The sequence below is a fragment of the uncultured Erythrobacter sp. genome, assembly GCF_947499705.1.
Taxonomy (GTDB): domain Bacteria; phylum Pseudomonadota; class Alphaproteobacteria; order Sphingomonadales; family Sphingomonadaceae; genus Erythrobacter.
Map to the genome: position 1 here is coordinate 2,375,815 of NZ_CANMPJ010000001.1, position 24,489 is coordinate 2,400,303.

General features: G+C 58.1%; 14 protein-coding genes. 6 read left to right on the plus strand and 8 right to left on the minus strand.

What is annotated here, in order from left to right:
* Positions 1-77 precede the first annotated feature (77 nt).
* A complete protein-coding gene (locus tag Q0837_RS11130; protein ID WP_298468910.1) occupies positions 78-1,478 on the plus strand; it encodes a carbohydrate kinase in 1,401 nt (466 codons plus the stop codon).
* The gene (gene lldD, locus Q0837_RS11135) at positions 1,475-2,632 is read left to right on the plus strand and encodes an FMN-dependent L-lactate dehydrogenase LldD (protein ID WP_298468913.1); all 1,158 of its coding nucleotides are present in this window, start codon (positions 1,475-1,477) and stop codon (positions 2,630-2,632) included. Before Q0837_RS11130 ends, lldD begins: the two co-directional genes overlap by 4 nt.
* Here the strand turns inward: lldD and Q0837_RS11140 are convergent.
* Both Q0837_RS11140 and Q0837_RS11145 read right to left on the minus strand, forming a co-directional pair.
* Entirely contained in the window at positions 2,625-3,422 is a 798-nt protein-coding gene (locus tag Q0837_RS11140) for a DeoR/GlpR family DNA-binding transcription regulator (protein WP_298468915.1), read from the minus strand. The two genes, lldD and Q0837_RS11140, sit on opposite strands and share 8 nt — an antisense overlap.
* Before the next feature lie 183 nt (positions 3,423-3,605).
* Positions 3,606-5,294: a right-handed parallel beta-helix repeat-containing protein gene (locus Q0837_RS11145; RefSeq protein ID WP_298468918.1), complete on the minus strand. Its 1,689-nt coding sequence runs from the start codon at positions 5,292-5,294 to the stop codon at positions 3,606-3,608.
* Between the two features lie 180 nt (positions 5,295-5,474).
* On the opposite strand from Q0837_RS11145, the gene Q0837_RS11150 reads away from it, so the two are divergent.
* Both Q0837_RS11150 and Q0837_RS11155 read left to right on the plus strand, forming a co-directional pair.
* Positions 5,475-6,281: a hypothetical protein gene (locus tag Q0837_RS11150; protein ID WP_298468921.1), complete on the plus strand. Its 807-nt coding sequence runs from the start codon at positions 5,475-5,477 to the stop codon at positions 6,279-6,281.
* A 339-nt stretch (positions 6,282-6,620) separates the two neighbouring features.
* Positions 6,621-9,629, plus strand: coding sequence for a TonB-dependent receptor (locus Q0837_RS11155; RefSeq protein ID WP_298468924.1), 3,009 nt, complete (start codon positions 6,621-6,623; stop codon positions 9,627-9,629).
* Between the two features lie 103 nt (positions 9,630-9,732).
* Here the strand turns inward: Q0837_RS11155 and Q0837_RS11160 are convergent, their stop codons facing one another.
* From Q0837_RS11160 to Q0837_RS11175, 4 genes are all read right to left on the minus strand, one after another.
* Positions 9,733-12,087 carry a glycoside hydrolase family 3 N-terminal domain-containing protein gene (locus Q0837_RS11160; protein WP_298468926.1) on the minus strand — a complete coding sequence of 785 codons (2,355 nt, stop codon included), beginning with the start codon at positions 12,085-12,087 and terminating at the stop codon, positions 9,733-9,735.
* Positions 12,088-12,135: 48 nt separating this feature from the next.
* Positions 12,136-13,458, minus strand: a complete 1,323-nt coding sequence (locus Q0837_RS11165) for a sulfatase (RefSeq protein WP_298468929.1) — start codon at positions 13,456-13,458, stop codon at positions 12,136-12,138.
* A 10-nt stretch (positions 13,459-13,468) separates the two neighbouring features.
* Positions 13,469-16,249, minus strand: coding sequence for an alpha-L-rhamnosidase (locus Q0837_RS11170; protein ID WP_298468932.1), 2,781 nt, complete (start codon positions 16,247-16,249; stop codon positions 13,469-13,471).
* 212 nt (positions 16,250-16,461) lie between these two features.
* Complete coding sequence (locus tag Q0837_RS11175) at positions 16,462-18,141, minus strand: sulfatase (protein ID WP_298468936.1); 1,680 nt, start codon at positions 18,139-18,141, stop codon at positions 16,462-16,464.
* Between the two features lie 239 nt (positions 18,142-18,380).
* Here Q0837_RS11175 and Q0837_RS11180 point away from each other — a divergent pair, with 239 nt between their 5' ends.
* The gene (locus Q0837_RS11180; RefSeq protein ID WP_298468939.1) at positions 18,381-20,417 is read left to right on the plus strand and encodes a sulfatase-like hydrolase/transferase; all 2,037 of its coding nucleotides are present in this window, start codon (positions 18,381-18,383) and stop codon (positions 20,415-20,417) included.
* Positions 20,418-20,432: 15 nt separating this feature from the next.
* Here Q0837_RS11180 and Q0837_RS11185 read toward each other — a convergent pair whose 3' ends face one another.
* Together Q0837_RS11185 and Q0837_RS11190 are read right to left on the minus strand one after the other, a co-directional pair.
* Complete coding sequence (locus tag Q0837_RS11185) at positions 20,433-22,163, minus strand: GMC oxidoreductase (protein ID WP_298468942.1); 1,731 nt, start codon at positions 22,161-22,163, stop codon at positions 20,433-20,435.
* Positions 22,160-22,597, minus strand: a complete 438-nt coding sequence (locus tag Q0837_RS11190) for a gluconate 2-dehydrogenase subunit 3 family protein (RefSeq protein WP_298468945.1) — start codon at positions 22,595-22,597, stop codon at positions 22,160-22,162. Before Q0837_RS11190 ends, Q0837_RS11185 begins: the two co-directional genes overlap by 4 nt.
* A gap of 372 nt (positions 22,598-22,969) precedes the next feature.
* On the opposite strand from Q0837_RS11190, the gene Q0837_RS11195 reads away from it, so the two are divergent.
* Positions 22,970-24,487, plus strand: a complete 1,518-nt coding sequence (locus Q0837_RS11195) for a sulfatase (protein WP_298468948.1) — start codon at positions 22,970-22,972, stop codon at positions 24,485-24,487.
* The last annotated feature ends 2 nt before the right edge of the window (positions 24,488-24,489 follow it).

Below are 24,489 nucleotides of genomic sequence, written 5' to 3' on the forward strand. Positions count from 1 at the left end.
CATTGGGTCTTTTCAAAATCAATCATTTTCGCTAATCGGCAATCAATAAGGTTCATTGAGGTTGTGGGGAGTGGGTTTTGAAAAAAGGTCATGCGATTGTTGTCGATATCGGCAAAACGCTTGCCAAGGTCAGCCTATGGACCCGCTCAGGCGAAATGGTGGCGCGCGAGACGCGGCCAAACCAAACCGTTGCGCTTGATGGCATCCGCCGTCTGGACGCCAGTGGCATTGAAGAATGGCTGACTTCCGCTCTCGCAAGCTTTGCAGGCCATCCTGTGGAATACATCGTGCCAGTGGCGCATGGCGCCGGGGTCGCAGCAATCCGTAACGACAAACTGGCCATTGCGCCCATAGATTACGAACAGGAACTGCCCGAGCATTTGGGCGCTCAGTATAACGCCGCAAGAGCGCCTTTTGCAGAAACGGGTTCTCCATCCCTTCCCGCCGGGCTCAATTTCGGAGCGCAGCTGTTCTGGCTTGAACAATTACAGCCCGATCTGATTGCGCAGTCCACATTGATCCCGTGGGCACAATATTGGGGCTGGTTCCTGTCTGGCGAGGCGCGCTCCGAAGCGACCAGCATGGGTTGTCATTCAGATCTATGGGCCCCTGCATATGGGACATTTTCCAGCCTTGCGGTCAAGCGAGGCTGGTCCGATCGTTTTGCGCCAATTGCTGCAGCAGGCGATGTGATCGGAACACTGCGATCAAGCCTAGCAAAGAAGACCGGGTTACCCGCAACGGCCAAGGTCTTGGCGGGATTGCACGATTCAAACGCGGCCCTGAATGCGGCGCGCGGGTTTCACGAGATCGAAAATCGCGAAGCGACCATCCTTTCCACTGGGACCTGGTTCATCGCCATGCGCCTTGCCGCAAGCGCGATCGATATGAGCAAACTGCCCGAGGCGCGCGATTGCCTTGTCAATGTCGATGCCTTTGGCAATCCGGTGCCATCCGCCCGCTTCATGGGAGGGCGCGAAATCGAATCCCTGATCCAGATCGACACGCGGCAGGTTGACATCAAGCCAGACCAGCCGCGCCTGCTCGAGGCGGTCCCCAGCATACTCGAACAGTCTGCCATGGTTCTGCCGACGCTCGCTCCTGGCAACGGTCCGTACCCGCAAGGGCAAGGCGGTTGGATCAATCGGCCGGAAGACTGGTTCGCAAGACGCGCAGGCGCATGCCTTTACGCCGCGCTGGTTGCTGACACTTCGCTCGATCTGATCGGCTCAAGCGAATGCCTCCTGGTTGAAGGGCGCTTCGCCGAAGCCGAAGTGTTTGTAAGAGCACTCGCAGCTTTGCGGCCCGATATGAAAGTCTACGTCGCCAATGCACATAACGACGTGAGCTTTGGCGCGCTGAGGCTGATCGACCCAGATATACGCCCCAAGGGCGGATTGACGCAGGTGGAACCTCTGGCAGCGGATCTGTCAGGCTATCGCAAGGCCTGGCATCAGGCGCAGATGGCCGGCGCATGAAGGCTGCAAGCGCAATCGACTACCGTGAGCTCGCCCGTCGGCGACTGCCGCATTTCCTGTTCGAGTATATCGACGGCGGCTCGTACGCAGAGGTCACGCTTGAACGCAACGTCGCTGACCTGAAGGACGTAGCCTTGCGCCAAAGGGTGCTGCGCGACGTCTCGCAAATCGACCTGTCGACACAGTTGTTCGGCCAGGATCTGGCGCTACCTGTGGCTCTCGCTCCAATCGGGCTTGCGGGCATGAACGCAAGGCGCGGCGAATGCCAGGCCGTGCGTGCCGCGAACAAGGCAGGCATCCCCTTCACCCTTTCGACGGTCTCGGCGTGCGATCTGGAAGAAGTCGCCGCTGCCAGCAGCGCGCCGTTCTGGTTCCAGCTCTACATGATCCGCGATCGCGGCTTTATGCGTGAACTGATGGCCCGCGCTGTCGCGGCCGGTTGCACGGCATTGGTGTTCACTGTCGATATGCCTGTGCCCGGCAGCCGTTACCGCGACTATCACTCAGGCCTGGCCGGCGCGCCGGGCGTTGCCGGGGCGATCCGGCGTTCCTGGCAGGGCGCGATGCGGCCCCATTGGGCCTGGGATGTAGGCATAAATGGCCGCCCGCACAGTCTCGGCAATGTTGCGCCGGTATTGGGCGACAAGTCGGGAATCGAAGACTTCTTCGCCTGGATGCGAGACAATTTCGACCCCTCCGTGACATGGGATGATCTCGATTTCATTCGCAGCGAATGGAATGGCCCGCTGATCATAAAAGGGGTGCTCGATCCAGACGATGCCATGCGAGCTGCGGAGCTTGGCGCCGATGGCCTGGTCGTCTCGAACCACGGAGGCCGACAGCTGGACGGCGTATTGTCGACCGCGCAGGCGCTACCTCGAATTGCAGAAGTCGCTGGCGACCGGATGACCGTGTTGGCCGACGGCGGAATACGGTCCGGGCTGGATGTGGTCAGGATGCTCGCACTTGGCGCCAAGGGGGTGCTGCTTGGGCGCGCTTGGGCCTATGCGTTGGGCGCGCGCGGCGAAGCCGGCATTTCGCACGTGTTGCAGCTGATTGAAGCAGAAATGAAAGTGGCGATGTCGCTTACGGGTGTGACTTCCATCGACAAAATCACGCGCGACATACTGGCCGATGAAAACCTGACTAGCTGACCGGCTTCACCAGATCGATTTGCTCCAGACCGGCTTCGCGTAACTGATCGATCAGTTCGGGATCTGCTGCGTCATCGGTGATCATTCGGTCGATGCGGTTCAACTCGCACACGATTGCGCCCGAAGACGCTTGCAACTTGCCACTGTCGACGACCAGAATGACCTCATCGGTCCTGTCCAGGAACCTGCGCTGGCTGGCCACTAGCAAAGCATCCGCCTGAAAAATGCCGCGCGGACTGACTGCCGCTGCGCCCAGAAACAACTTGCTGGCGTGAAAGTTCGGCATCGTGGTCTCACCAGCCGGGGCGAGAATGATATTCTGCTCCCGAAAAATCGGACCTGATGGAACCAGCAGCTGCGTCGCCTCCTGACGCAGCAAAGTGTTTACGATGTGAAGCGAGTTGGTCAGGACCTGAAGGTTGAGATCGCCCAGATGTTCGCACATCTGGTATGTCGTGGTCCCGCCATCTATGATGATGCCCTCACCCGGTGCGCATAGTTCGGCTGCCGCCCTACCAATCGCCCGCTTTTCGGCGATGTTCTGTTTGAGCGATTTTTCAAAAGGCGTGCCAGCAAGGCTGGGCGGCGTCCCTGCTACGCCTGCATCTGCATCAACGGCCTTGGCCCCGCCGTGCAAGCGAATAATCTTGCCCTGCTTTTCGAGCCTGGCCAGATCGCGCCGGATCGTTGCAGGAGAAGCCTCCACGTTCGCTTCGAGGTGTCGATACGTGGTGAAGCCCTTCTTCATCAACGCGTCGAGAATGATTTCTTCGCGTTCGGCAGCGTGCATGCGCAAATCCTCTTTCGCAGTTCGGCACGGAATGCGATGCCAAACTTGTTCAGCGATCTCCCTGCATGCTGTTCAATTCAGTATCAAGCCGGAACTGATCATTTTCGCGCAGCCTTGCGATCGACGTTGTGCGTTGTGACGCTAAGTAGGTTATAAATCAATCACTTACTATATTGCCGCCAACTACATACGCTTGTTTAACTGGTAAGCGTAGAGGGAAGGAACTGCCTCAACGGACTGGTTGAGCCACTCCAGATATGGCTCTGGCGTATGATCGAGACGAATTTCACGATTTCCATGCATCCCGATAATTCGCGCGTCCGGACCTTCCGATCCACCGAGGATCACGATCTCCCCGCCAGGCTCCACGCCGCTTGCGACCGCGACATTGACGTTCCACGCCGTGTTGTATCGACCATGACCGGGCAGCCAGTATCCCGCCCCGCCCGCTTTGTAGAGATCATACATCGGCGTGCCATCTGATGCAGTCAGGTCGGGCGTCACGTGTACCGTCACATTATCATACAGGTTCTGATGGTTTGCGCCTGCATGCTGATCGAGCCTCGGCGTGGTCCAGACCACCGCGTCTTTATACACTGACTTGGTCGACTGCGTGTTGAAACTGAGCGCATGAACGGTCGGATTGAAGACGGTGAGCCCTTCGACCAATACATTGTGAACATTGCCGATATGCACGCTGTAATGCGCGGTGTGATCGCCCTCGGTCACGATATTTCGGATGGTCACATTGGCCAGATCATCGGTCAGGATTCCGCTGTCGCCATTTGCGATGCGGACATTGCGGATCCAGCCATTGTGGACCCCGGTAAAATAGACGCCGTTATATCCGCTTTCATTGTGATGCCCGAAATCGGGGTTCTCCGGAAAGACGAGCGACATATCCTGAATGCCCACATCGGTTAGATGCTCCCACGATGAAAAGTATGCAGGAAGATCCGCACCGATCGAATGGAGCAGAGGGTCTGCAATGGTCACCTTTTCGCCGTTGATTGCCTCAATCCGTGTGGCCTGACGAACAAGCGGACGGTCGGGCAATTCCCAATGCCTGCTTCCGATCTTTTCCTTGGTATCGCCGTAGAGGGATTTGACCAGCGGGCCGTCTGGCCCCTCACGGTTGTGCCAATTGATCTGCAATACATCGCCAACTTTAAGGCTGCTCGCATCGGAGACCATGACTTCGCGCGAGAACTGCGATCCTGCCGCAATCTCCGTAACAGTCCTGATGGGCCGATCGTATCGTTCAAGATAGGTCGCGTGGCGACCATCGGGGACGCGGGCCCATATGAAACCAGCGCTCCAGCTGTATGGCGAAAACAGAACCTCGAGATTTGCGTCGGGGATCCGTTCGTATTTGCTGTTTTCCTCCAGATAAATCCGGATCTCGTCGAGCGCGCCGCCATCGTCGATCTGGTTCAAGGGGCGCGGCATATACAGTTCTGTGCCGCCCTCACCCATCCCCATGCCTGAAAGCACTATCCCGCTGCGTTCGATCCACAATATCTCGCTCAGGAGATAGCGGCCGGCATGAAACTGAACCCGCACCGGCTCAGCGCTTTCATGTGCAGCCTTGAGCGCAGCGAGAAGCGCCTTGCTATCGTCCTTCCCATCATCCGGTACGGCCCCGAATTCAGCCACATCGATAGCGTTCGAGATGTCCGGAATCTCAGTGACTCCGAAATCATACCCGGCATAAGAAAAGTCCGGCAGCGGATTCTCCGCACGCACCGATTGATCTGCAAGGATGGCGGGCAGATTCTCAGCGTTCGCAGGCAATGCCAGACCACCCGCAGCTACAGCGACCGCAAAAATTCTGGTCGGAAAAAACGAGAACACACGGGTCAGGCTAGTCATCATTCTCTCCCGAAATGGAACTAACACTGGCGGTATTGACCCGCGATGATACCGGTGTCAATAATGTTCGCTTACGGGGGATGTTTCGGGCTTGGGTTTCGGACACCGGCTAATCACTTGGCTCATGAGGGAGAGCGCTGGCGTGGACTTGGCAATGAATGGCTCACGAAGGATTGAACATTGAGTTCGCCGCGCGAAGTTGTTGCCCCGCGCATCAGAGAGGCGGTGGAACTGACCTCCGCTGGCAAAGACATTTCTGCGTCCCTGCTCGACGCGCGGCGTAGAGCGAAAGCCCTTCCCGGATTTCCCGGCGCTCTGCCAGCCGACCTGTCTTCAGCGTATGAGATCCAATCGCATTCGATCGGGCAATGGCCCGACAAGGTCGCGGGCTGGAAGGTTGGCGGCGTCCCCCCAAGGTGGCGCGAAGCACTCGGCGCGCCTTGGTTGGTGGGACCGATCTTCAGCAAATCGGTAAGAACGGACCGAGCCGGAGAAACCACGACCATGCCAGTCTTCGAAAATGGCTTTGCAGCGATCGAACCGGAGCTGATCATCCAGCTGGGAGAGAGCCTCGAACAAGACCGCATGTTTATCGGTGCTGAAATCGCAAGCAGCCCCGTGCCCGCGATCAATGACTATGGACCAATTGCTGTGGTTTGCGACTTCGGCAACAACAACGGTGTGCTGCTGGGGCAGGAAATAACCGAGTGGGCCGATCATAAAGAACCGATCGGTGTTTCTATCTGGATCGACGGACAGATCATCGGCGAAAAAGTGCTCGAGAACGCATTTGCAGGCGCGCTGTCGGCGAGAGAATTCTGCCTGGCAAACGCCAAACAGCGCGGAATTGAGATGCCTGCCGGCACGTTGATTTCATCAGGTGCGATCACCGGGGTTCATGAAGCCCAAGTGGGTGCACACAGCGTAATTTCATTTGGACCGCTTGGTCAGATCGAGTTGGAGTTGGGTGTTGCGCAACCACTTTGATGTGCTTGAGACGATGATCGAACGCGAGCTTGGGAAATCGCGACCGAAAGCCAATGCACACCTAACCGGCAAACATGTTGAAGGAGGTTTCAACCTAACAAACCGAATTTAGCTGAATGACCGCGTTATCGGCGTTGGCGATTTAGCCGATCTGGCAAAGAGAGGCATATTCGCAACATAATCGCTCAATCATGATCATTATGTTTCATTCGAGGCGATCTGTGACGTTTTTTAGGCTATCTGACGACTTAAGAAGAATACGAATCAAGGGAGAGAGAAATGCGAAAATCTGCGAAATCAATTTTGAGTTCGGCCGTGTCGCGGGCAGTTGTGACTGCCATGTTGGCAACCCCGGCTGTCGCCGTTGCGCAAAGCAATGATGGCGAAACTCAGGATGTTTCAAGTGAAAATGACACCGCTGTCAACAATGAGATCATCGTTAGCGGTATCAGGCAGTCACTTGCCAGTGCGCTCGATGAGAAGCGCACCACCGACAATATCATTGAAGTGATTCAGGCCGAAGATATCGGCAAGCTGCCCGACCAAAACCTTGCTGAAGTTCTGGAGAACATCACCGGTGTTCAGATCACACGCGATGCCGGTGTGGGTACAGGCGTGCAAATTCGCGGTACTGGCGCAAACCGGGTCGAAATCAACGGCGTCTCGACCGTCGGCTCCGGGACCGGTCGCTCAGGCATCAGCTTCGAAGATCTTCCCGCTGCTCTGATCGCCGCCGTTGAAGTCATCAAAGTGCCAGAGGCCAAGACCATCGAAGGATCGGTTGGCGGCACAGTCAACCTGCGCACCCTTCGCCCGCTCGACATCACTGAGCCGCTTTTGGCTTTGCGTGCGCAAGGCGAACACAGCAACCTGCTGGACACTGTGACTCCGCGCCTATCAGCGACCATCGGTAACAGCTGGGATACGGGCGCCGGTGAAATTGGCCTGGTGATGAGCGCAAGCTACGCCGAGCTCGATGTTTCGGAGTTTTTTGCGCGTGTCGACAGGGACCGCACGGTGCTTCCAGGAGCGTCGGCCAGCTCAGAAGCGTTCCCTTTCCTGCGTGTCCAATTCCTTGATCAGGACATCAACAATCAGGAATATACGACGATCAACTGGACCGGCTCGCTCGAATGGAAGCCATCGGACAATCTGCGCTTTTATGTCGACGCGACAATCAACGACCAAGAGCGGGTAGAACAAGGCTCGCGAGCGTTCTTCTCAGGAACAACGTCCAGCGCTGTTATCAACAATACCAACAACACCAGCTTTGAGACTGTCGACTTCGGGACCGTTCAGGGCCCGAACGGGGCGCTAGTCTTGGGCGAAGTGCAAGCTGTTACGTCAGGCATCCTCGGCGTGGGTGTCACGGCGAACGGAACAATCGACCCCAACTTGCGTACTTCGACAACAACCGGTGCGCGTCAGACGGACAGCACCGTGATGGCTTCCGGTCTTGAATGGAACGAGGGACGTTTCACAGTCCTGACCGAAGTATCGCGGTCGACATCCGATTCCACCTTCCCTGGCCTTGGCTTCCAGTTCGACTTTATCAATCCGAATGGGCCGCAGCCTTCGTTGGGACAGAGTAGTGACAACGGCGTGCCAGCCGTTTTCGACGTTAGCGGCGGCATCCTGCAATTCGGAATTGCTCCGGGGTTGGCCGAAACGCCGACAACTGAACAGCTGCTGGATCCGGCCAACTACCGCATCCGGCAAGTCAGCCGCACAGCCAACACCAATGACAATAGCGAAACAGCGGTGCGGCTCGATTTGAGCTTCGAATCTGACGGCGTGCTGCCGTTCTTCTCATCGATTGATGCTGGTTGGCGCTATAGCGTGTCAGAGGCTGAGAACATCGACAGCAGCCTGCGCAACAACTTCACAGCAACAAGCTCGCCGTCATTCTTCCGTCCGACATTTGATCAACTGGGTGGACTTGTGATCCCGGGAGAAAGCGGTTTTGACGCAGCGGGCGGTGGCCGTACGCTATTCATCCCCGATTACCTGCAGATCGATCCGGCAGCGGCCGCGAACGATCCCGATGGCGTGCTTGCTGCGATCAATGATGCGATCGAAGCTCAGAATGCTGCGAATGGCGTAAGCTTGCCACTCATCAGTCAGCCAACCGAGACGCTATCGTCATTCTTTGACATCCAGGAAAAGACCCTGGCTGCCTATTTCCAGGGCAACTACGACACCGAACTTGCCGGCATGCCAATACGTGGCAACGTCGGCGTGCGCTGGGTTTCAACCAACATCGACTCGATCGGCAACAACGTCGTCAACGGCGCTGTGGAAGGGCAGATTCGGCAATCATCGAACTATGAATTCTGGTTGCCACGAGCCAGTCTGGTACTGGAACCGGCCACTGATCTGCTGATCCGTGCAGGTGTTTCACGCGACTTGCGCCGTCCGAATTTCGACAACCTGTCGACTTCGGTCGGGTTCGGAGGAAGCGCGACCGCAGCGGTGAATGTCGGCAATCCACAGCTGGAGCCTGAAACCGTGTGGTCCTTCGACCTTTCGGGCGAATACTACTTCTCCGATACAGGCTTCTTCAGTGTCGGCTTCTTCCACAAACGCCGGACCAACCTCTTCGCTCAACAGACTGAATTCCCGGTCGAAGTGAATGGTCCGAACGGGATCGAACGCGATATCACTGATCCTTGTGAAGGCGGTGGTATCTTCAACCCGTTTGCAGACAGGAACGTCTTCTCCCCAATCCAGGGGATCGGAATCTGCGTGCCGGTGGCATCCACTTTCAACTCGGATGGTGTCGCCACTCAGACCGGTGTGGAAGTAGCGTTTCAGTATGACCTGTCCGATTTTGAAGACACGCTTGGCTTCGCTTCAGGGTTCGGATTCATCGGCAACTTCACCTATCAGGAGGATGGCGGGGACGTCTCCAACTTCTTCAATGGCAGTGGCGGCGGTAACGCGCTCAACCTCCTATTGGGGCGCACAGATTCCACCATGGCTACGCAGACATTGGATGATGATGTGGTGCAGCAGCTGGTAACGCTGCCCAACCTGTCGCGGTATGCATACAATGCGACGCTCTTCTACGACAAATACGGATTGAATTTCCGTGCTCGCTACAGCTGGCGTTCGTCGTTCAGGGGTACGGATACTCGCCGCTTTGGTCTTCCGCGCATCATCGATGACCGCGGCCAGTTGAACGCCAGCTTGAGCTACGCGCTTACGGATCAGTTCACCGTTGGCGTGGATGGAATTAACCTGCTGCGCGAGCGGAGCGACGAATTCTGCATCCGTGAAGGTGCTCTGCTTTGTCAGCAAGACACTGCAGATCGCCGGATTGTCGGAGGCATCAGCTTCAAGTTCTAACCGGCAGGGTAAGACTGAAAACAAGAGAGGGGGCGTCCATGCGGCGCCCCCTCTTTTTTGTCCGGTGCCGGCAATTGCCAATTCGGCAACGCCACAGGAGAGATCAGGTCAACGTCACATGGCTGTCCTTCAGGTTCTCACTATCAGTGCCTGACATGATGACGAACCGCCCCGGTTCAACCAGCAGCTGCCCCTCCCCGTCACGAAAGCCGAAGTCTTCCATTTCGAGAGAAAACTCGACCATTCGCTCTTCGCCGGGTTGAAGTGCCACTTTCTCAAAACCGCGCAGCTGTTTGACCGGCCGCGTCAGGCTGGCAATCTCGTCTCGTATGTAGAGCTGGACGACCTCCTGCCCCGCTCTTTCACCCGTATTGCGGACGGGAACATTGACCTTGAGCGTATCGCCGCGAGCCACCGAGCTCGCCTGAGGCTGCGGCGCGCCAAATTCAAAGCTCGTGTAGCTCAAGCCGTGCCCGAAAGGATAAAGCGGGGTGGAATCCGAGAATACGTAATTGCGGAATTTCCCGGTTGGCTTCTGGTAGTAGAACGCGGGAAGTTGTCCGACATTGCGGGCGATAGTGACCGGCAGCTTTCCGCTCGGATTGACATCGCCGAACAGGATGCTTGCGATGGCATGTCCGCCCTCTTCGCCCGGGTAAAAGGCATCGAGGATCGCCGGACACTTTTCTGCCAGAACCTGCGGTGAAAGCGGACGTCCGTGGATGAGAACCGCGACCGTTTTCTTGCCCAGCGTCAGCAGAGCTTCGGCGAGCTCGTTCTGCTCTCCGATAAGATCCAGACTGTCGCGGTCGCCGCGTGAATCTCCGGCGAAGTAAGCCTCTCTCGCTGTCGCCTCGTTTCCGCCCAGGCACATTACAATCGTATCGACATCGCCCGCTGCTGCGACCGCTTCGGCGATCAGCTTGCGGTTGAGCGCTGGATCGGCCCGCACGGTTTCATCCGCTGCATCGGTTTCGATCTCGTTCTGGCCTTCATCGCCGGCTGTGATCCGGCAACCCGGGGCGTACTCAGTTTCAAACCCAGCGCGCTGTCCATAGGCCTTGATCCCATCGAGCATGCTGACGCCGATAAAGGGCTTGGGCGAATACCCGCCAAGATGCACTGACGCCGCGTTGGGCCCGACCACCAGCACCTTTTTGGTGGTGGCCTTTTCAAGCGGGAGAAGCGCGTCATCGTTCTTGAGCAAAATGACCGATTCTTCAGCCGCCTTACGGGCCAGTGCGCGGTGCTCCTTGCTTCGTGCCAGGCTGGCCGCCTTGGCAGGTTCGGCCCACGGCAGATCGAACAGCCCGCATTTGAACTTGGCCGCCAACACACGCTCGGCAGCGCGGCGGACATAGCTTTCTTCAAGCTGACCATCACGGACAAGCTGCGGCAGCATCAGGTAGACCCCGTTATTGGCGAGTTCCAGATCAACGCCTGCCTTCAACCCCATGATCGCAGCTTCGGCTTCGTCTTTGGCTACACCGTGCAGGCTGTGGATGCGGCGGATATCGTCCCAGTCGGAAACGACGTAACCGTCAAAGCCCCAGTCATCGCGAAGCAGGTCTGACAGAAGCGCGGTATCCGCGTGCGCAGGCACTCCGTCGATTTCGCCATGCGATGCCATCAGGCCGACGGAACCGGACTCTTTAATCGCCGCCCGGAATGGCGGCAGCACCACATTCTGCATCTCGGCCGGGCCGATATGTGATGGCGCAAAATTGCGACCGCCGATCCCCTGCCCATAACCGGCGAAGTGTTTCACGCTGGTGGCGATGCGATCCGGCGGCAGGTATTCGGCGCGCGTCCCTTGCAGACCTGTCACAATCGCACGCGCAGAGACTGACACCAGATAGGGATCTTCGCCCCATGTCTCTTCAGCCCGACCCCAGCGCGGATCGGTGCAAATGTCGATATTGGGGGAGAAGCACGCTTGCGCACCGCGCGACCGAGCTTCTTTCGCAGTGGCCGCAAAAATCTGCTCCACCAGTTCGGGATTGAACGCGCAGGCCATTGCCATCGCTTGCGGATATTGAGTCGCACCGTCTGCCAGTAACCCGGCCAGACATTCCTCGAAGATGAAGGCCGGAATGCCAAACCGGCTGCGGCTGACGACTTCGCGTTGCAGCGCCATCACTGCGCGGGCGTTGTCTTCTGCGCCGGCTTCAAGGCTGGCCGAATAGACGCCTCCGATACCGTGCTGGAAATATGAGAAGTCTGCCTCGAACGTCTTTGCATCAGCCATCACGTCAGCTGCGCGCGGGCAATTGAGCTGGGCGCCGACTTCATCCAGCGTCATCAGCGCGACGAGCGCCTTGGCACGGCGTGCGGGTGACAGGGACTTGTCGCGATAATCATCATTGGTGCGAGCGTGCAGGACATTGCCGAAGCCCCCGGCTGCGGCAAAGCCTAGTCCGCCAATGCCAGCCAGAGTTGTTCGCCGGTCGATTTTCATATTGTTCGTTTTCCCTTTTCCAGGTCGTTCGGAACCGCACGGCTCCACTTAATTCGGCCACCATTCTTCGATCTCGGCGCGCAGCGACGAAATCTGATCTGCATGCTGCGGAGCGCCCGCAAGGTTTGTCTTCTCGTCAGGATCGGACGCCAGATTGTAGAATTCCGGACGCCCGCCATCGAAATCATTGAGGATCAGTTTCCAGTCGCCCTTTCTGGCCCAGCGATGCGTCACGTTGACGGTGGGATCATCCAGATCGACCGAGGTGTGGTAGTAAATCTCACCAAAGACCGTTCGCGGGTTCAGGCTGCTGCGCTGCTCCAGGAAGGGGCGTAGGTTTCGCCCCGGCAGTTCTTCGGCTTGGGGCAGCCCCGCCAGCGCCAGCGTGGTTGGAAAGAAATCGATCGAGCTGACCAGATCATCATGGCGACCCGGCTTTATCCGATCAGGCCAGCGCACAAAGACAGGGGTGCGCACGCCGCCTTCATATGGGGAGCTCTTGCTGCGGGGATCAAAGCGGATGGTCCGGTTCTGAAGGTCGCGAAAACTCTCGCCATCGCGATTGGGCAACCAGCCATTGTCGACGATGAACATGATGACCGTGTTTTCTGCTTTGCCGTTCTTTTCGAGCAGCTCCATCAGCTGACCAACGGTATCGTCAAGCCACGATATGTTGGCGTAGTAACCAATCTCGCGTCGCCCCAGCCCTTTACCGCGAAACGGCTCCTTATACGCTTCCACAGCATCAAACGGCGCATGGGGCAGATACGGGGCGAACCAGAGGAAGAACGGGTCTTCCCCGACGCCGCCCAGGAACGTGTCGATCGGCTCCATCGTCTTTCGGCCGATCCTCAGGCCCGCGTCACCATGACGCGTCCCTTTGGTCATTCCGTCGGCAAACCCACCATTCGTGTAGATGCCTTCCCAGAACTTACCCGTCTGCATGCTGCGATAGCCCGCATTCTTCAGCGCCATGGGCATAGGCTTTTGCATCTGGAGAAAGCGGAAGGTGGCCGAATGCGGGATGCCATCGGGCGGATCGTTGAAACAGATCCCGTGGTCGAAAGCATATTTGCCGGTGATCAGCGTCGCGAGCGAAGCGCGGCAAAGGCTTGTCGGCACGTAGCCATTTGGAAAAACAGCTGATTCTGAAGCGAGCTTGTCCAGATGCGGAGTGCGAACAAGATCATGCCCCATAAAGCCAAAATCGGAATAGGCCTGATCATCGGCGATTATCCAGACGATATTGGGCGGCTCTTCTTGCTGGGCGAACTCTGCCGGAGCCGTCTTTTCGGATTGGAGCGCGCAGCTGGCCAGAAGCGCAACGAAGGCAAGCGCTATGAGGAAACCCGGTTTGATTTGCCCGAACACAGCGCTCTCCTCAATTTCCAATGACTTCACGGTCGCCAGCCGCATTCAGACGAAACCGATGTTTGCCCGGCTTGATGAGGCGAGAGCCTCCGTTACGCGTGTCCAATGCTGACGTGTTCTGCGGCACCTCGACATCCCAGATGATGTCATCGCCTTCGCGCTTCCATGCGCTGCGAATGGTCCCATATCCCGTCTCAAGCGAAACCTTGGTTTCGTCGAGTCCTGCTGGAAATTTCGGGTCCAGAAAGAACCTTTTGTAGCCCGGAGCATCGGGGTCCGGACTGATGCCGCCAAGGCCAGAATAGAACCATGCATCATAGCCGCCTTTGAACGGGTGGTTCAGCGACCTTCCAGGCTCGGCTCCATCGCCGGGCACAAAACCGGTGATGTTCTCCCACAAGGTCGTGCCGTCCAGTGTTTCGAACAGATAGGAATATCCCGGCGGCCCTTCGGCCTTGAACACGCCGAACGCTGTGTCGTCATATCCCGCATCGGCCAGAGCCGGATATAGCCAAGTCTGCCCCAACGCCCCGACAGAGGCATGGCCGTCCCATTTTTCGCGGACGTCAGTGTTCATGGCCGCAGCAATCGATTGTCTCTTTTGCACAGGAGCAATGCCGAATTGCAGTGCCATCGCATTGGCAGTCTGGCTGCCGTAACCAACACTATCGGTCTGGTAATAGGCGCGGTTAAACGCGGCGCTGACATCGTTGAAACGCTGCCCGAACGCCTTCGCTTCGTTGTCCCGTCCAAGCTGTGCGGCCATATCGGACATTTGCTGGAACACCCGCGCCATCAGCGCTGTCGCGGTCAGATCACCCGGCGTGCTGAACGATGCGCAGCGCCCAAGCGGGCGTTCCATGCCAAGTTCCGGCAAAGCGTCGCACCAGTCGCCGTAATAATGGAACGGGTCGGTGACGCGGTCATCGTCCATCGCCTTTTCAACATAGGCGACATAATCCAGCAGGCTGTCATATTGCCGCTCAATCACCGACACGTCGCCGGTATGGAGGTAGTGTTCCCAAGTCAGGAAGACCTCGGCTGCCGCCCAATCGACTTTGCCCGAATGCGTCCGCCTGCCCGGTACGATGGCCGGTGAGATGAAGTCGGTAGTCCTGAAATCACCGAGATACTTTTCGAGAAATGGACCCATGGCGAAATTGTAGCTCGCCGTTTGGATGATCGCGTGGGCATCACCGGTCCAACCGTTGCGCTCGCGGATCGGGCAGTCGGACAGGACGGAAACCATATTTGTCTCGAACGACCAGAGAGCGGTTTCATGGATACGATTGAGCAGCGGGTCTGACGAAGAGAAATGCCCGATGCGCTCGATATCGGTCCGCGTCAGGTGTGCCGTGATGGCGTCCAGCGGTGGAGGTCCATCGATCCCGCTGATTTCCATGTAGCGAAAGCCATGCCAGGTGAATGATGGCGACCACGGGGTCTCATCCTTGCCGTCCGAGACATAGGCATCAACCTGCTTGGTACGCGGGGCGCCGCCGCCGGATTTCATTCCTACCCTGCCATCTCCATCGGCCCATTCGCCGTATCGCAGCAGCACGGTCTGCCCTTCGGAAAGACCCAGGCGCGACATGTCGATAGTCGGCAATCCGGTGAAATTCTGTCCAAGATCGATGGTGTAGATACCCGGCTCTGGATTGAGCACGGCTTTCGGCGTCACTTCGGTGACGCGGCGAACCGGGGGCATTTCCGCTGCCACCAGCGCCTGTGTCGGGCTTTCGTCCAGCACCGCCGCGCTGCGCCAGCCGCTGCCTTGTTCGAGGTCGCTGTCATTCCATGCTACGACATTCTCGCGTGCATCGAAAAACTCGCCCGAATAGACCCCGTTCTTCAGGATTGGCGACGGATGAGCGAGCCAGCTGCCATCGCTGACAATCGTCTGGCGCGCGCCGTCTTGATAAGTGATTTCCAACTGAGCAATCGCGGCGGGTTCACCGTAGAACAGCTTGTCCATCCCGAAGGCAGTGCGCTCTCCATAAAAGCCGTTGCCCAGATGAACGCCCAGAACGTGTTCGCCCTGACCGATCCGATCCGTCACGTCATCGATATCGTAATAGATCCGCTTGTCGAAATCGGTCTGCGCCGGGTTCAGGATGCGGTCGCCGATCTTTTCGCCATTCAGGAAGAACTCGGAATACCCCGCTGAGGTGGAATACAGCAGCGCCGACTTGATCGGCTTCGTGACAGCGAACGACTTGCGGAAATAGGTCGCGGGCCGCACGTCGCGCAGGCGGCGTTTTGTGTCCGCTACGGTCTCGGCATTCTTGAACTGAGGGTCTGCCGCTGTCGCTTCGAGCCACCGCGCCATGCCTGCCGTCTCTTCCGCAGCCGGAAAGATCGGGCTGGTGATCCATCCAGCGCGCCAATCGGTAGGCTCCAGCAATGCCATCCGCCAGCTTTGCACTTCGCTCCATGGGCCTGGCCGATCCTCACCTTCGGCCCAAACCCGCACTCGCCAGAAGGCTTGCCCGCGCGACTGCAATGCTTCGCCGCGATACGGTATCGCAACGGAGCGCCCATCTTCGATCCGGCCGCTCGACCATAGATCCGCAGCGCCGGAATTCAGCAGATGTGCAGACGACGCGACTTCAATCTCAAAGGCGGTCTGGCTATCGACAGCGCTGCGCCAGGACAGGCGAGGAACTTCGCGTCCCACTCCAACGGGATTGGTCTGGCCCTCGACTTTCAGGAAAAAAGGAGCCGCGCTAGCAAAGCCGCTCTCAGACCGGGGAACAGCGCTCTGTTGCTCAAACGGAACCGAGCAAGCCATGGCTGAAAAGCATGCGGTGATCACCGCAGCGCTGCGCAACATTCGGCCAATCACCAGCCACCCCTCAATCCATAACGATCTTTTATAATCACATATACGCAAATTAGATCATTTCCAAGTGAGGACTTGATCTTCGATCTTTTCGAGCAGGCGTGAATGCAGGCCGAAGCCGTGGGGCGGGTCAGGTCACAGGGATCCCAAAGGATTGGTCGTTAACAGGGGGCAAGCCGCTCGGGATCAACTTCGGCGATGGGCGAAGGCTGATACCCATAGCGAACCGCTTTCGCCTTGAATGGCGATGCCGCTTCGATAGGCACCACATAGAGCCGCGTCTCACCATTCGGGCCGCCATAGCCAATCGATGCGCCAATGGTTGCAGAGGTGAGCACGGTTTTGCCATCCGTGCGCAGGCAGGCTTCCACTATCTCCGTCTGCGGCTGCACACCGCCCGGCCAGATACGGGCGACCAGATTGCGCTCTGGAATAAGGCCCATATCCCCGCTTGCTGCGATCCATTCTTCCAACCGTTCAGACAGGCGGCGCTTGATAGCTGCGAAGCGGGGATCATCCGCGAGATTGCGCACTTCATGCGGGTCAGCCTGAGTGTCGAACAGCATCTCACGCGGGGCAATCCCTTCGAGGTAGGAAGCCTGCAATGCTGACAGACGACCTTCAGTCTGAAGGCGCCGCATTTCGCGCATGATCGGGTTGACGTTCTGATAGCCGAGCGAGGGGATCACCGGCGTGTCGCTGAAATAGCGGATATAATGCCAGCGTTCCTCGCGCACACCCCGAAACCGCTGTGGCACCTCGTCGAACCTGTCACCGGCCATATAGATGGCCTCAGGTGCGGGATCGTCAAACAGTAGGCGTCCCTGGATATAATCTGGAATAGCCACGCCCGCCCAATCCAGAATGGTCGGGGCGAGATCGATGAAGCTGACGAGATCACCGCGCTGCGTCCCCGCTCCGAAACCGTCGGGAAAGCGCACCAGCAGAGGGACATGGGTTCCGCTGTCGAAGATGGTGCGTTTGTGGCGCGGCAATCCGTCACCGTGGTCGGTCGTGAAAATGATGATGCTGTCGGCGAAGCGACCCTCGGCCTCAAGACGGTCGAGCAGTTCACCGACCTGGCCATCCATCACTCTGATATTGTCATAGAACCGCGCAAGGTTGGCGCGAACCGCCGGGGTGTCGGGCCAGTATGGCGGGATCTCGACGCGCGCCGGATCGGTCAGCGGAAAGTTCTTACCCGCATCGATCTGTGCGTTGAGCGGATTGCGCCGGGACACGACCGGATGCAGCGCTGGATCGGTGTCAGGGGGCCAGGTTCGCCCCTCATGCGTGACTTCGTGGTTGATCATCGCAAAAAACGGCTGGCCGGGTGCACGCTCGTTCCAATCCGCGCCCTTGGTGTTGCGATCCCACACGGTGAAGGCGTTGCCGAACTGATAGTCGGTCTTGAAGTCATTGATGGTGAAGTAGCCACCAGCGCGCAGAAGCTCTGGAAAAGCCTTCACTTCATGTGGGGGGACCGCGCGATATGGCGCGCCTTCGTCCATGTTCTCGCCATAACTGGACGTGCGCATATTGTGCGCGCCGATGGTCGTCTGATGCGCTCCGGTGATCAGCGCGGCCCGCGAAGGCGAACACACGCCCGCGGTCGTGAACGCGCGATTGAACTGCACGCTCTGCGATGCGAGCCGGTCAAGGTTCGGCGTTACCGCGATCGGATCACCCATAAAGCCGACGCGGGGCCCCAGGTCTTCGGCGGTGATCAGGATAATGTTTGGACGGTTGTCCGGTGCCGAAAGATCCGAAACGGAGGCTGGCTCGGAAGGCGCGCATGCTTGCGCAAGCACCATCGCGATCAGAAGCAGTAGGATTCTCATGCGGCCAGCTTAGCGAGGGCTTGCCATAACACCAGCACTTGTGATCAATACTACGCACAATCGATCATTTGTGTGTGATGGACAGGCTTAGATGCGCGGATCATGCCAGTTCCATCCAGACCGTCCATTTCCATTCAGGGCAGAGTTTTATGCATCATCCGACACAGCCGCTTTGCCTCGGGCAGTTTGGGAGATCGCAAGCTGCTAGCGCGGCTCTGACGATCCTCCTTCGCATCTTGATGGCAGCGTTTGCGCTGGCACTCACCAGCTGTGCCGGCTCGCCTGATCCAGCGGCATCTGTCCCCTCCCCCGCCGCCAGGACACAGCCCAATGTCGTGATGATCGTGATTGACGATCTGGGTTGGTCGGACGTGGGCTATAACCAGACGACCGATCTGCTGGAGACGCCGAACATCGATAGCCTCGCCCAGCAGAGCATGCGGTTTGACAACGCCTATGCCGGAGCGGCCAATTGCGCGCCCAGCCGCGCGGTTTTGATGTCAGGCCAATATGGTCCGCGCCACGGCATCTACACCGTATCCCCTTCGGCGCGCGGCGAGGCAAAGGCGCGCAAGCTCATTCCGATTGCCAACGAGCGCGGGCTCAAACCCGAAGTCATCACGCTCGCCGAAACGCTTAAGATCGCCGGCTACGCCACCGGCCATTTCGGCAAATGGCACCTTGGCGCTGATCCCGATACGCAGGGCTTTGACCACAATGTAGCGGGCAGCGGCATGGGAATGACGCGCCACTATTTCAGCCCCTACAAATTGCAGAATATCGAAGACGGCCCGCAAGATGAATATCTGACGGACAGGCTCACCGACGAAGTGATCGATTGGGTGAAGGCGAAGAAAGACGCGCCCTTCTTTGCCTATGTGCCCTATTACACTGTGCACACGCCGTTTCAGGCCCCGGCTGAGATCGTCACAAAATACCGGGCCAAGGGCATCAAGAGCGAGCGCGAGGCGACCTATGCCGCGATGGTGGAGAAGATGGACGCCAGCGTCGGGCGGATCCTGGCCATGCTGGAAGATGAAGGTCTGGCGCAGGACACCATCGTCATCTTCACCTCGGACAATGGCGGATATCGCATGCCGTCTTTCCCTTCGCCGATCCGCGCCGGAAAGGGGTCCTATTACGAAGGCGGATTGCGTGTGCCTTTGCTCGTGCGCTGGCCAGGCCGGATTGCGCCGGGTGTCGACGATACGCCCTTCATCAACGCCGATTTCTACCCGACCTTGATGAATTTGGCTCAGGCCGAGCGGCCTGATCAGAAGCTTGATGGCATGGATCTGAGCGGGCTGTTGCTGGGCGATACGGCCATCGGAAGCCGCGATCTGTTCTGGCATTTCCCGGTCTATCTGCAAGCGCACGATGGGCGCACCGATCAGGCGCAAGACCCGTTGTTCCGCACCCGCCCCGGCACCGCCATGCGCAGCGGTGACTGGAAGCTGATCCACTATTTCGAGAATGACGATTACGAGCTCTACGAGCTCTCAACTGATATAGGAGAGCGCAACAATCTGGCCGCATCAAGGCCTGACATGCTGCAAGCGATGAAGCTCAAAATGGATGCTTGGCGGCAGGACACCGGCGCTGACATTCCGGTCCAGCTCAACCCGGAATATGATCCCGCGTTCAACCAGCGGCTCATTGCCGAAAACAGCCCGAACTGGATTTCGCTGTTCGACGGCGAAAGCTTTGACGGGTGGCGAGTTCACGGCGGGGCGCACGATTTCTCGGTGAGGGACGGCGTGATCACCGGCAAAGCCATTGCAGGCGAGCCAAACGCCTTCCTCGTGACCGAGGCGGTCTATTCCGATTTCATCCTCGAAACCGATTTCCTATCCGATGGATCGATGAATTCCGGCATCATATTTCGCGCCGATCATGACCCCGAATATCGCGAGGGCCGCCTGTTCGGGTATCAGGCGGATATTGACCCAAGCCCGCGCGGCTGGACCGGCGGACTGTTTGAAGAGGCCCTGCGCGGCTGGCTCGTCCCGCTTGAAGACGACAATCCCTGCAAGACCAGCTTTAGACACAAACAGTGGAACACGATGCGGATCGAAGCGGTCGGCACTGACCTGCGTATTTTCCTGAACGGCGTGCCCTGCATACGCTCGACCGAAACCAACCTAAGCGAAGGCGTGATCGGGTTGCAGGTTCACAGCGTCCCGCCAGGTAGCCGCATGGGCAAACCAGGCGACTGGGTATCATTCAAGAACATCCGGATTCTGACCGACCAGCCTGAGCGATTCCGCCTGCCTTGAGCGCGACCGAAGAACCTACAGCTGCCCCTCTTGCAGAAGGTCGGCCGCATGATGCGCTGCCCGCGCTGACAGCGCCATATAGGTGAGTGAGGGGTTCGAGGTTCCGCACGACGCCATGACAGCGCCATCGCTGACAAACAGGTTTGGAATGTCATGCGTCTGGCACCAGCCATTGACGACCGAGGATTTCGGATCTGCACCCATGCACGCGCCGCCCATTTCATGCGTGCGCTCGCCCAGCATCACAAAGGCATCGGGATCAGGCGCGATTTCGCGCACATTGACGCAGCCGCCCGCTGTCAAAAGATCGGCGGCATCCTTCGCGCCCTGAACGCGCATCTTCTTCTCGTTCTCCCTGCCCTCGCAATCCATGTGAAGCAGAGGGATACCGAAACGGTCCGTCTTGGTCGGGTGCAACGTCGCGCGGTTATCCTTATACGGCAGCATCTCGCCGTACATGAACAGACTCATCCGCCAGCGAGGCCCCTTCTGCCCCCTCTCCCATAATTCCTTGCCGATGCCCGGCGCATTCGCGTTCGGTCGTTCGGCCTTGCGCTGCTGCGCGCTGCCCTGGAAGCCGAAGCCGCGCAGGAAGTCTGCATCCTCCAACTGATCGTGGCGATAATTGGGGACGTAAATGCCAACCGGCCTACGCCCGAATGCATAGCGATCATCAAGGCCCGGAACATCGCCCGATGCGCCTGACCCGCCGAAGTGATCCATAATGTATGCGCCAAGCATGCCGCTGCTATTTGCGAGGCCTGCCGGATGCCCCTCACCTTTGGAATTCAGCAGCAGGTGGACTGAATTGAGTGACCCGGCGTTGAGGAAAACCATCTTCCCTGAATACGTCTCCCGCTTGGCTTCGGCGGTGCGGATGACGCGCACGCCGGTTACCTTGCTCCGATCTTTGTCATGGACGATCGACTCAACGGTCGCATCCGTCACCACAGTCAGGTTGCCAGTCAGCCGGGCGGCAGGGAGCGTGGCGGAGAGCGAGGAAAAGTAGGCGCCATACGCGCAGCCGCTCGAACAGCGATTGCGTGCCTGACACACCCCCCGCCCCAATGCGTTCGACGGGCCGTGCTCTTCAGTCAGATTGGCGCAGCGCCCGATGATCATGGGCCGATCGGGCCGCTCTTTGCGCAATTTTGCTGCAACCTGTTCTTCGGCAGCGCTCATGTCCCAAGGCTTCAAAAAATCGCCATCGGGCAGGTTTTCAAGGCCATCGGCGTTGCCGGAAATACCCGCGAACGCCTCCACCCTCGAATACCATGGGGCCAGATCGTCATAGCCGATGGGCCACGGGGAACCGTATCCGTCCTTGTGATTGGCGTCGAAGTCCTTCTGACTCCAGCGGTAGCATTGGCGCGCCCATGTCAGCGAGCGCCCGCCAAGCTGATATCCGCGCGTCCACATGAACGGGCGATCGTCCGGAAAGCTGTATGGGTGTTCCGCATCGTCTACAAAAAACTGGCGATGTTCATTGCGGTAAATGTGCCGTTTGCGCCGCAGCATCTCGTAACGGTCATTCTCCGCAAGATAATCCGGCACCATACCGCGATATTCGAGTTCCCATGGGGCCTCGAAATCGGTGTACTCAGGACTGGGATGGTCGAGATGGCGGCCGCGCTCAACAACCAGCACCTTCAGTCCGCGCTCGCACAGTTCCTTCGCAACCCAGCCACCGGTGATGCCTGAGCCAACCACAATCGCGTCAAATTCCGCGTTCGCCTCGTCGGTCATTCGGCGAAACCCATTGCCTTCTCGCGCACCAGTTCGAGATGTTGGCTTGAACTCAAGTTGCCCAGATACGCACCCGGCACGAGCGCGAAATCACGATTTGCTTCGGCGCTGGTGTTGTAGATCTTCAGCACCATAGACTTGAACTCACGGTAAGTAGCACTGGCCTCTGCGTCGCGATCCTTGAATGCACTTGCATCGTAATCGCTTAGCGTTTGCGACCGCTTGGACCGATCGAGCCGCACATAGGCGCTGCCATGTTGCTCAACGGCAAATCGGTCCAGTTGCTCGGGCATTCGGGACAGACGAACCTTCAGGCCCGGCCCCGCCCATTCCCCGAAGATCTGATCGAGATATGTCACAACGCCTGCGTCATCGGCGGTCGGCCAATCGCCTTCGCCCACGATCAGATCAGCGATATCCGACAAGATGCTCATTTGGTGACAGTCAAAAAACGAGCCTGCGGCCCGCAATGCGACCGTCCAGCCATCCGAGCTGCAGACAGACGCCGCCGGCGCGCAGCCGACCAGGCCAAGCGACCCACTTCCAGCGAGACACAGGCCTAGGAACCCCCGCCGTGACGAGGGGGGATGTAAAACAGGATCATTCATCTCGATAGTTCGCTCTCGACCTGGAACCAGACTAGCGCCCTGCATGAGACGGTCAATATCAATCGACTTCAATCAAAATGGTGCTTAATGCAGGGCAGCCTTGCGGGCTGATCGCCTGGCGGAATGGGTTGCGCTCTCTTACGCTTCGAAAAGGAGCCGAACCTTATGATAGGGCGATCACAGACAGGAGATGTAAAGATGGGCGGTTTAAGAGCGTTGCTCCCTATCTTCGTGGTCGTTCTTTCAGCCTGCGTAGGCCCGCAAAACGATGCGAGCAGCCTGCAAGCGGACACAAACAAGCCGCAAACCCGCGTTGCACTTAAAAACACGCACGATCCTGCTTTCGCCAAGCCCAACATTGTTTTCTACCTGGCCGACGATCAGGACGTGACCGATTACGGCGTCTACGGGAATGAAAAGGTGCACACGCCTGCCGTGGACCGCCTCGCGCGTGAGGGCATCGTATTCGACAATGCCTTTACAGGCCAGGCGATTTGCGCGCCCAGCCGATCGCAGCTGTTCACGGGCAAATATCCGCTCAGGAATGGCGCATTCGCGAACCATACGCCGACACGACCGGATGCGATCTCTGTCACACAGCAGATGCGCGATCTTGGCTACAAGGTGGTGCTCGCCGGCAAAAGCCATGTGAAACCCGCCAGCGTTTATGACTGGGATGCGGAATGGAAGCCGGTTCCGAAAGAAGGCGTCCCGCGCGAATACATCCCACTTTCTGAGATCGAGAGCTATTTTGCAGCGGCAACGGAACCATTCGTGATGTTCATCGCGTCGAAATACCCGCACGGGAAATATTTCGACGTCGAAAAGCCAGATGCTGACGCGCTGAAGTTTCATCCCTTCGATGCGCATCTGCGAGAAAATGCCGCCTATGTCAGGAAAAGAGCCGGTTATTATCGCAGCATTGAGGAGGACAATCGCCAGCTCGAGCGTGTGCTGGATCTGGTCGACACGCATCTGGGTGCCAACACGCTGTTCATCTACAGCGCGGATCATGGCGTTTCGGGAAAATTCACGCTCAAGGATATCGGATTAAAGGTCCCATTTGTCGCGCGCTGGCCGGGCGTGATCGAACCGGGCGCGCGCTCCGATCAGCTTATCCATTATACCGATGTGCTGCCCACGCTGATGGATATTGCGGGCGGAGATGTCGGTCCGAACATGGATGGGAAAAGCCTGTTACCGCTTTTGCGTGGGCGGGATCAGGCGATCCATGATTATGTCTACGGCGTCCGGACCAACCAGAATATCATCAACGCGCATGTCTTCCCCTCGCGCATGATACGCGACAAGCGATACAAATATATTCGTAACTTCAACGCCCTGGAGGTATTAGAGCGGAACCTTGGCGACAATGAAGCGATCAATGTGTTCCTGCGCAAAGGCGCACAGCAGCATCCCGACGAAGCTTACGAGGAGTTGTATGACCTGGTCGCCGACCCATTCGAGCAGAACAATATCGCTCGGCAGCCAGAGATGGCGCAGGTGAAATCGCGGCTTTCAAAACAGATGTTTGTATGGATGCGAGAACAAGGCGATATTCTGGAGGACGGGTTTGGCAATATCCCGATCATCTCCGCCCCGGCCTTCAAGCTGGATCAGGATTCGAGATTCCGCACAATTTCACCGGAACTGCGCAACACGCTAAAGCCGAAAGACTATCTTGTTATCGAACATTGGGAGCGGGACGCGCGATAAGC

What these genes read in the sequence shown, in the direction of transcription:
- lldD (WP_298468913.1), top strand. Translation starts at nt 1,475, where the DNA reads ATGAAGGCTGCAAGCGCAATCGACTACCGTGAGCTCGCCCGTCGGCGA.
- Q0837_RS11140 (WP_298468915.1), bottom strand. Translation starts at nt 3,422, where the DNA reads ATGCACGCTGCCGAACGCGAAGAAATCATTCTCGACGCGTTGATGAAG.
- Q0837_RS11145 (WP_298468918.1), bottom strand. Translation starts at nt 5,294, where the DNA reads ATGACTAGCCTGACCCGTGTGTTCTCGTTTTTTCCGACCAGAATTTTT.
- Q0837_RS11155 (WP_298468924.1), top strand. Translation starts at nt 6,621, where the DNA reads ATGTTGGCAACCCCGGCTGTCGCCGTTGCGCAAAGCAATGATGGCGAA.
- Q0837_RS11160 (WP_298468926.1), bottom strand. Translation starts at nt 12,087, where the DNA reads ATGAAAATCGACCGGCGAACAACTCTGGCTGGCATTGGCGGACTAGGC.
- Q0837_RS11170 (WP_298468932.1), bottom strand. Translation starts at nt 16,249, where the DNA reads ATGGCTTGCTCGGTTCCGTTTGAGCAACAGAGCGCTGTTCCCCGGTCT.
- Q0837_RS11175 (WP_298468936.1), bottom strand. Translation starts at nt 18,141, where the DNA reads ATGAGAATCCTACTGCTTCTGATCGCGATGGTGCTTGCGCAAGCATGC.
- Q0837_RS11180 (WP_298468939.1), top strand. Translation starts at nt 18,381, where the DNA reads ATGGCAGCGTTTGCGCTGGCACTCACCAGCTGTGCCGGCTCGCCTGAT.
- Q0837_RS11185 (WP_298468942.1), bottom strand. Translation starts at nt 22,163, where the DNA reads ATGACCGACGAGGCGAACGCGGAATTTGACGCGATTGTGGTTGGCTCA.
- Q0837_RS11190 (WP_298468945.1), bottom strand. Translation starts at nt 22,597, where the DNA reads ATGAGCATCTTGTCGGATATCGCTGATCTGATCGTGGGCGAAGGCGAT.
- Q0837_RS11195 (WP_298468948.1), top strand. Translation starts at nt 22,970, where the DNA reads ATGGGCGGTTTAAGAGCGTTGCTCCCTATCTTCGTGGTCGTTCTTTCA.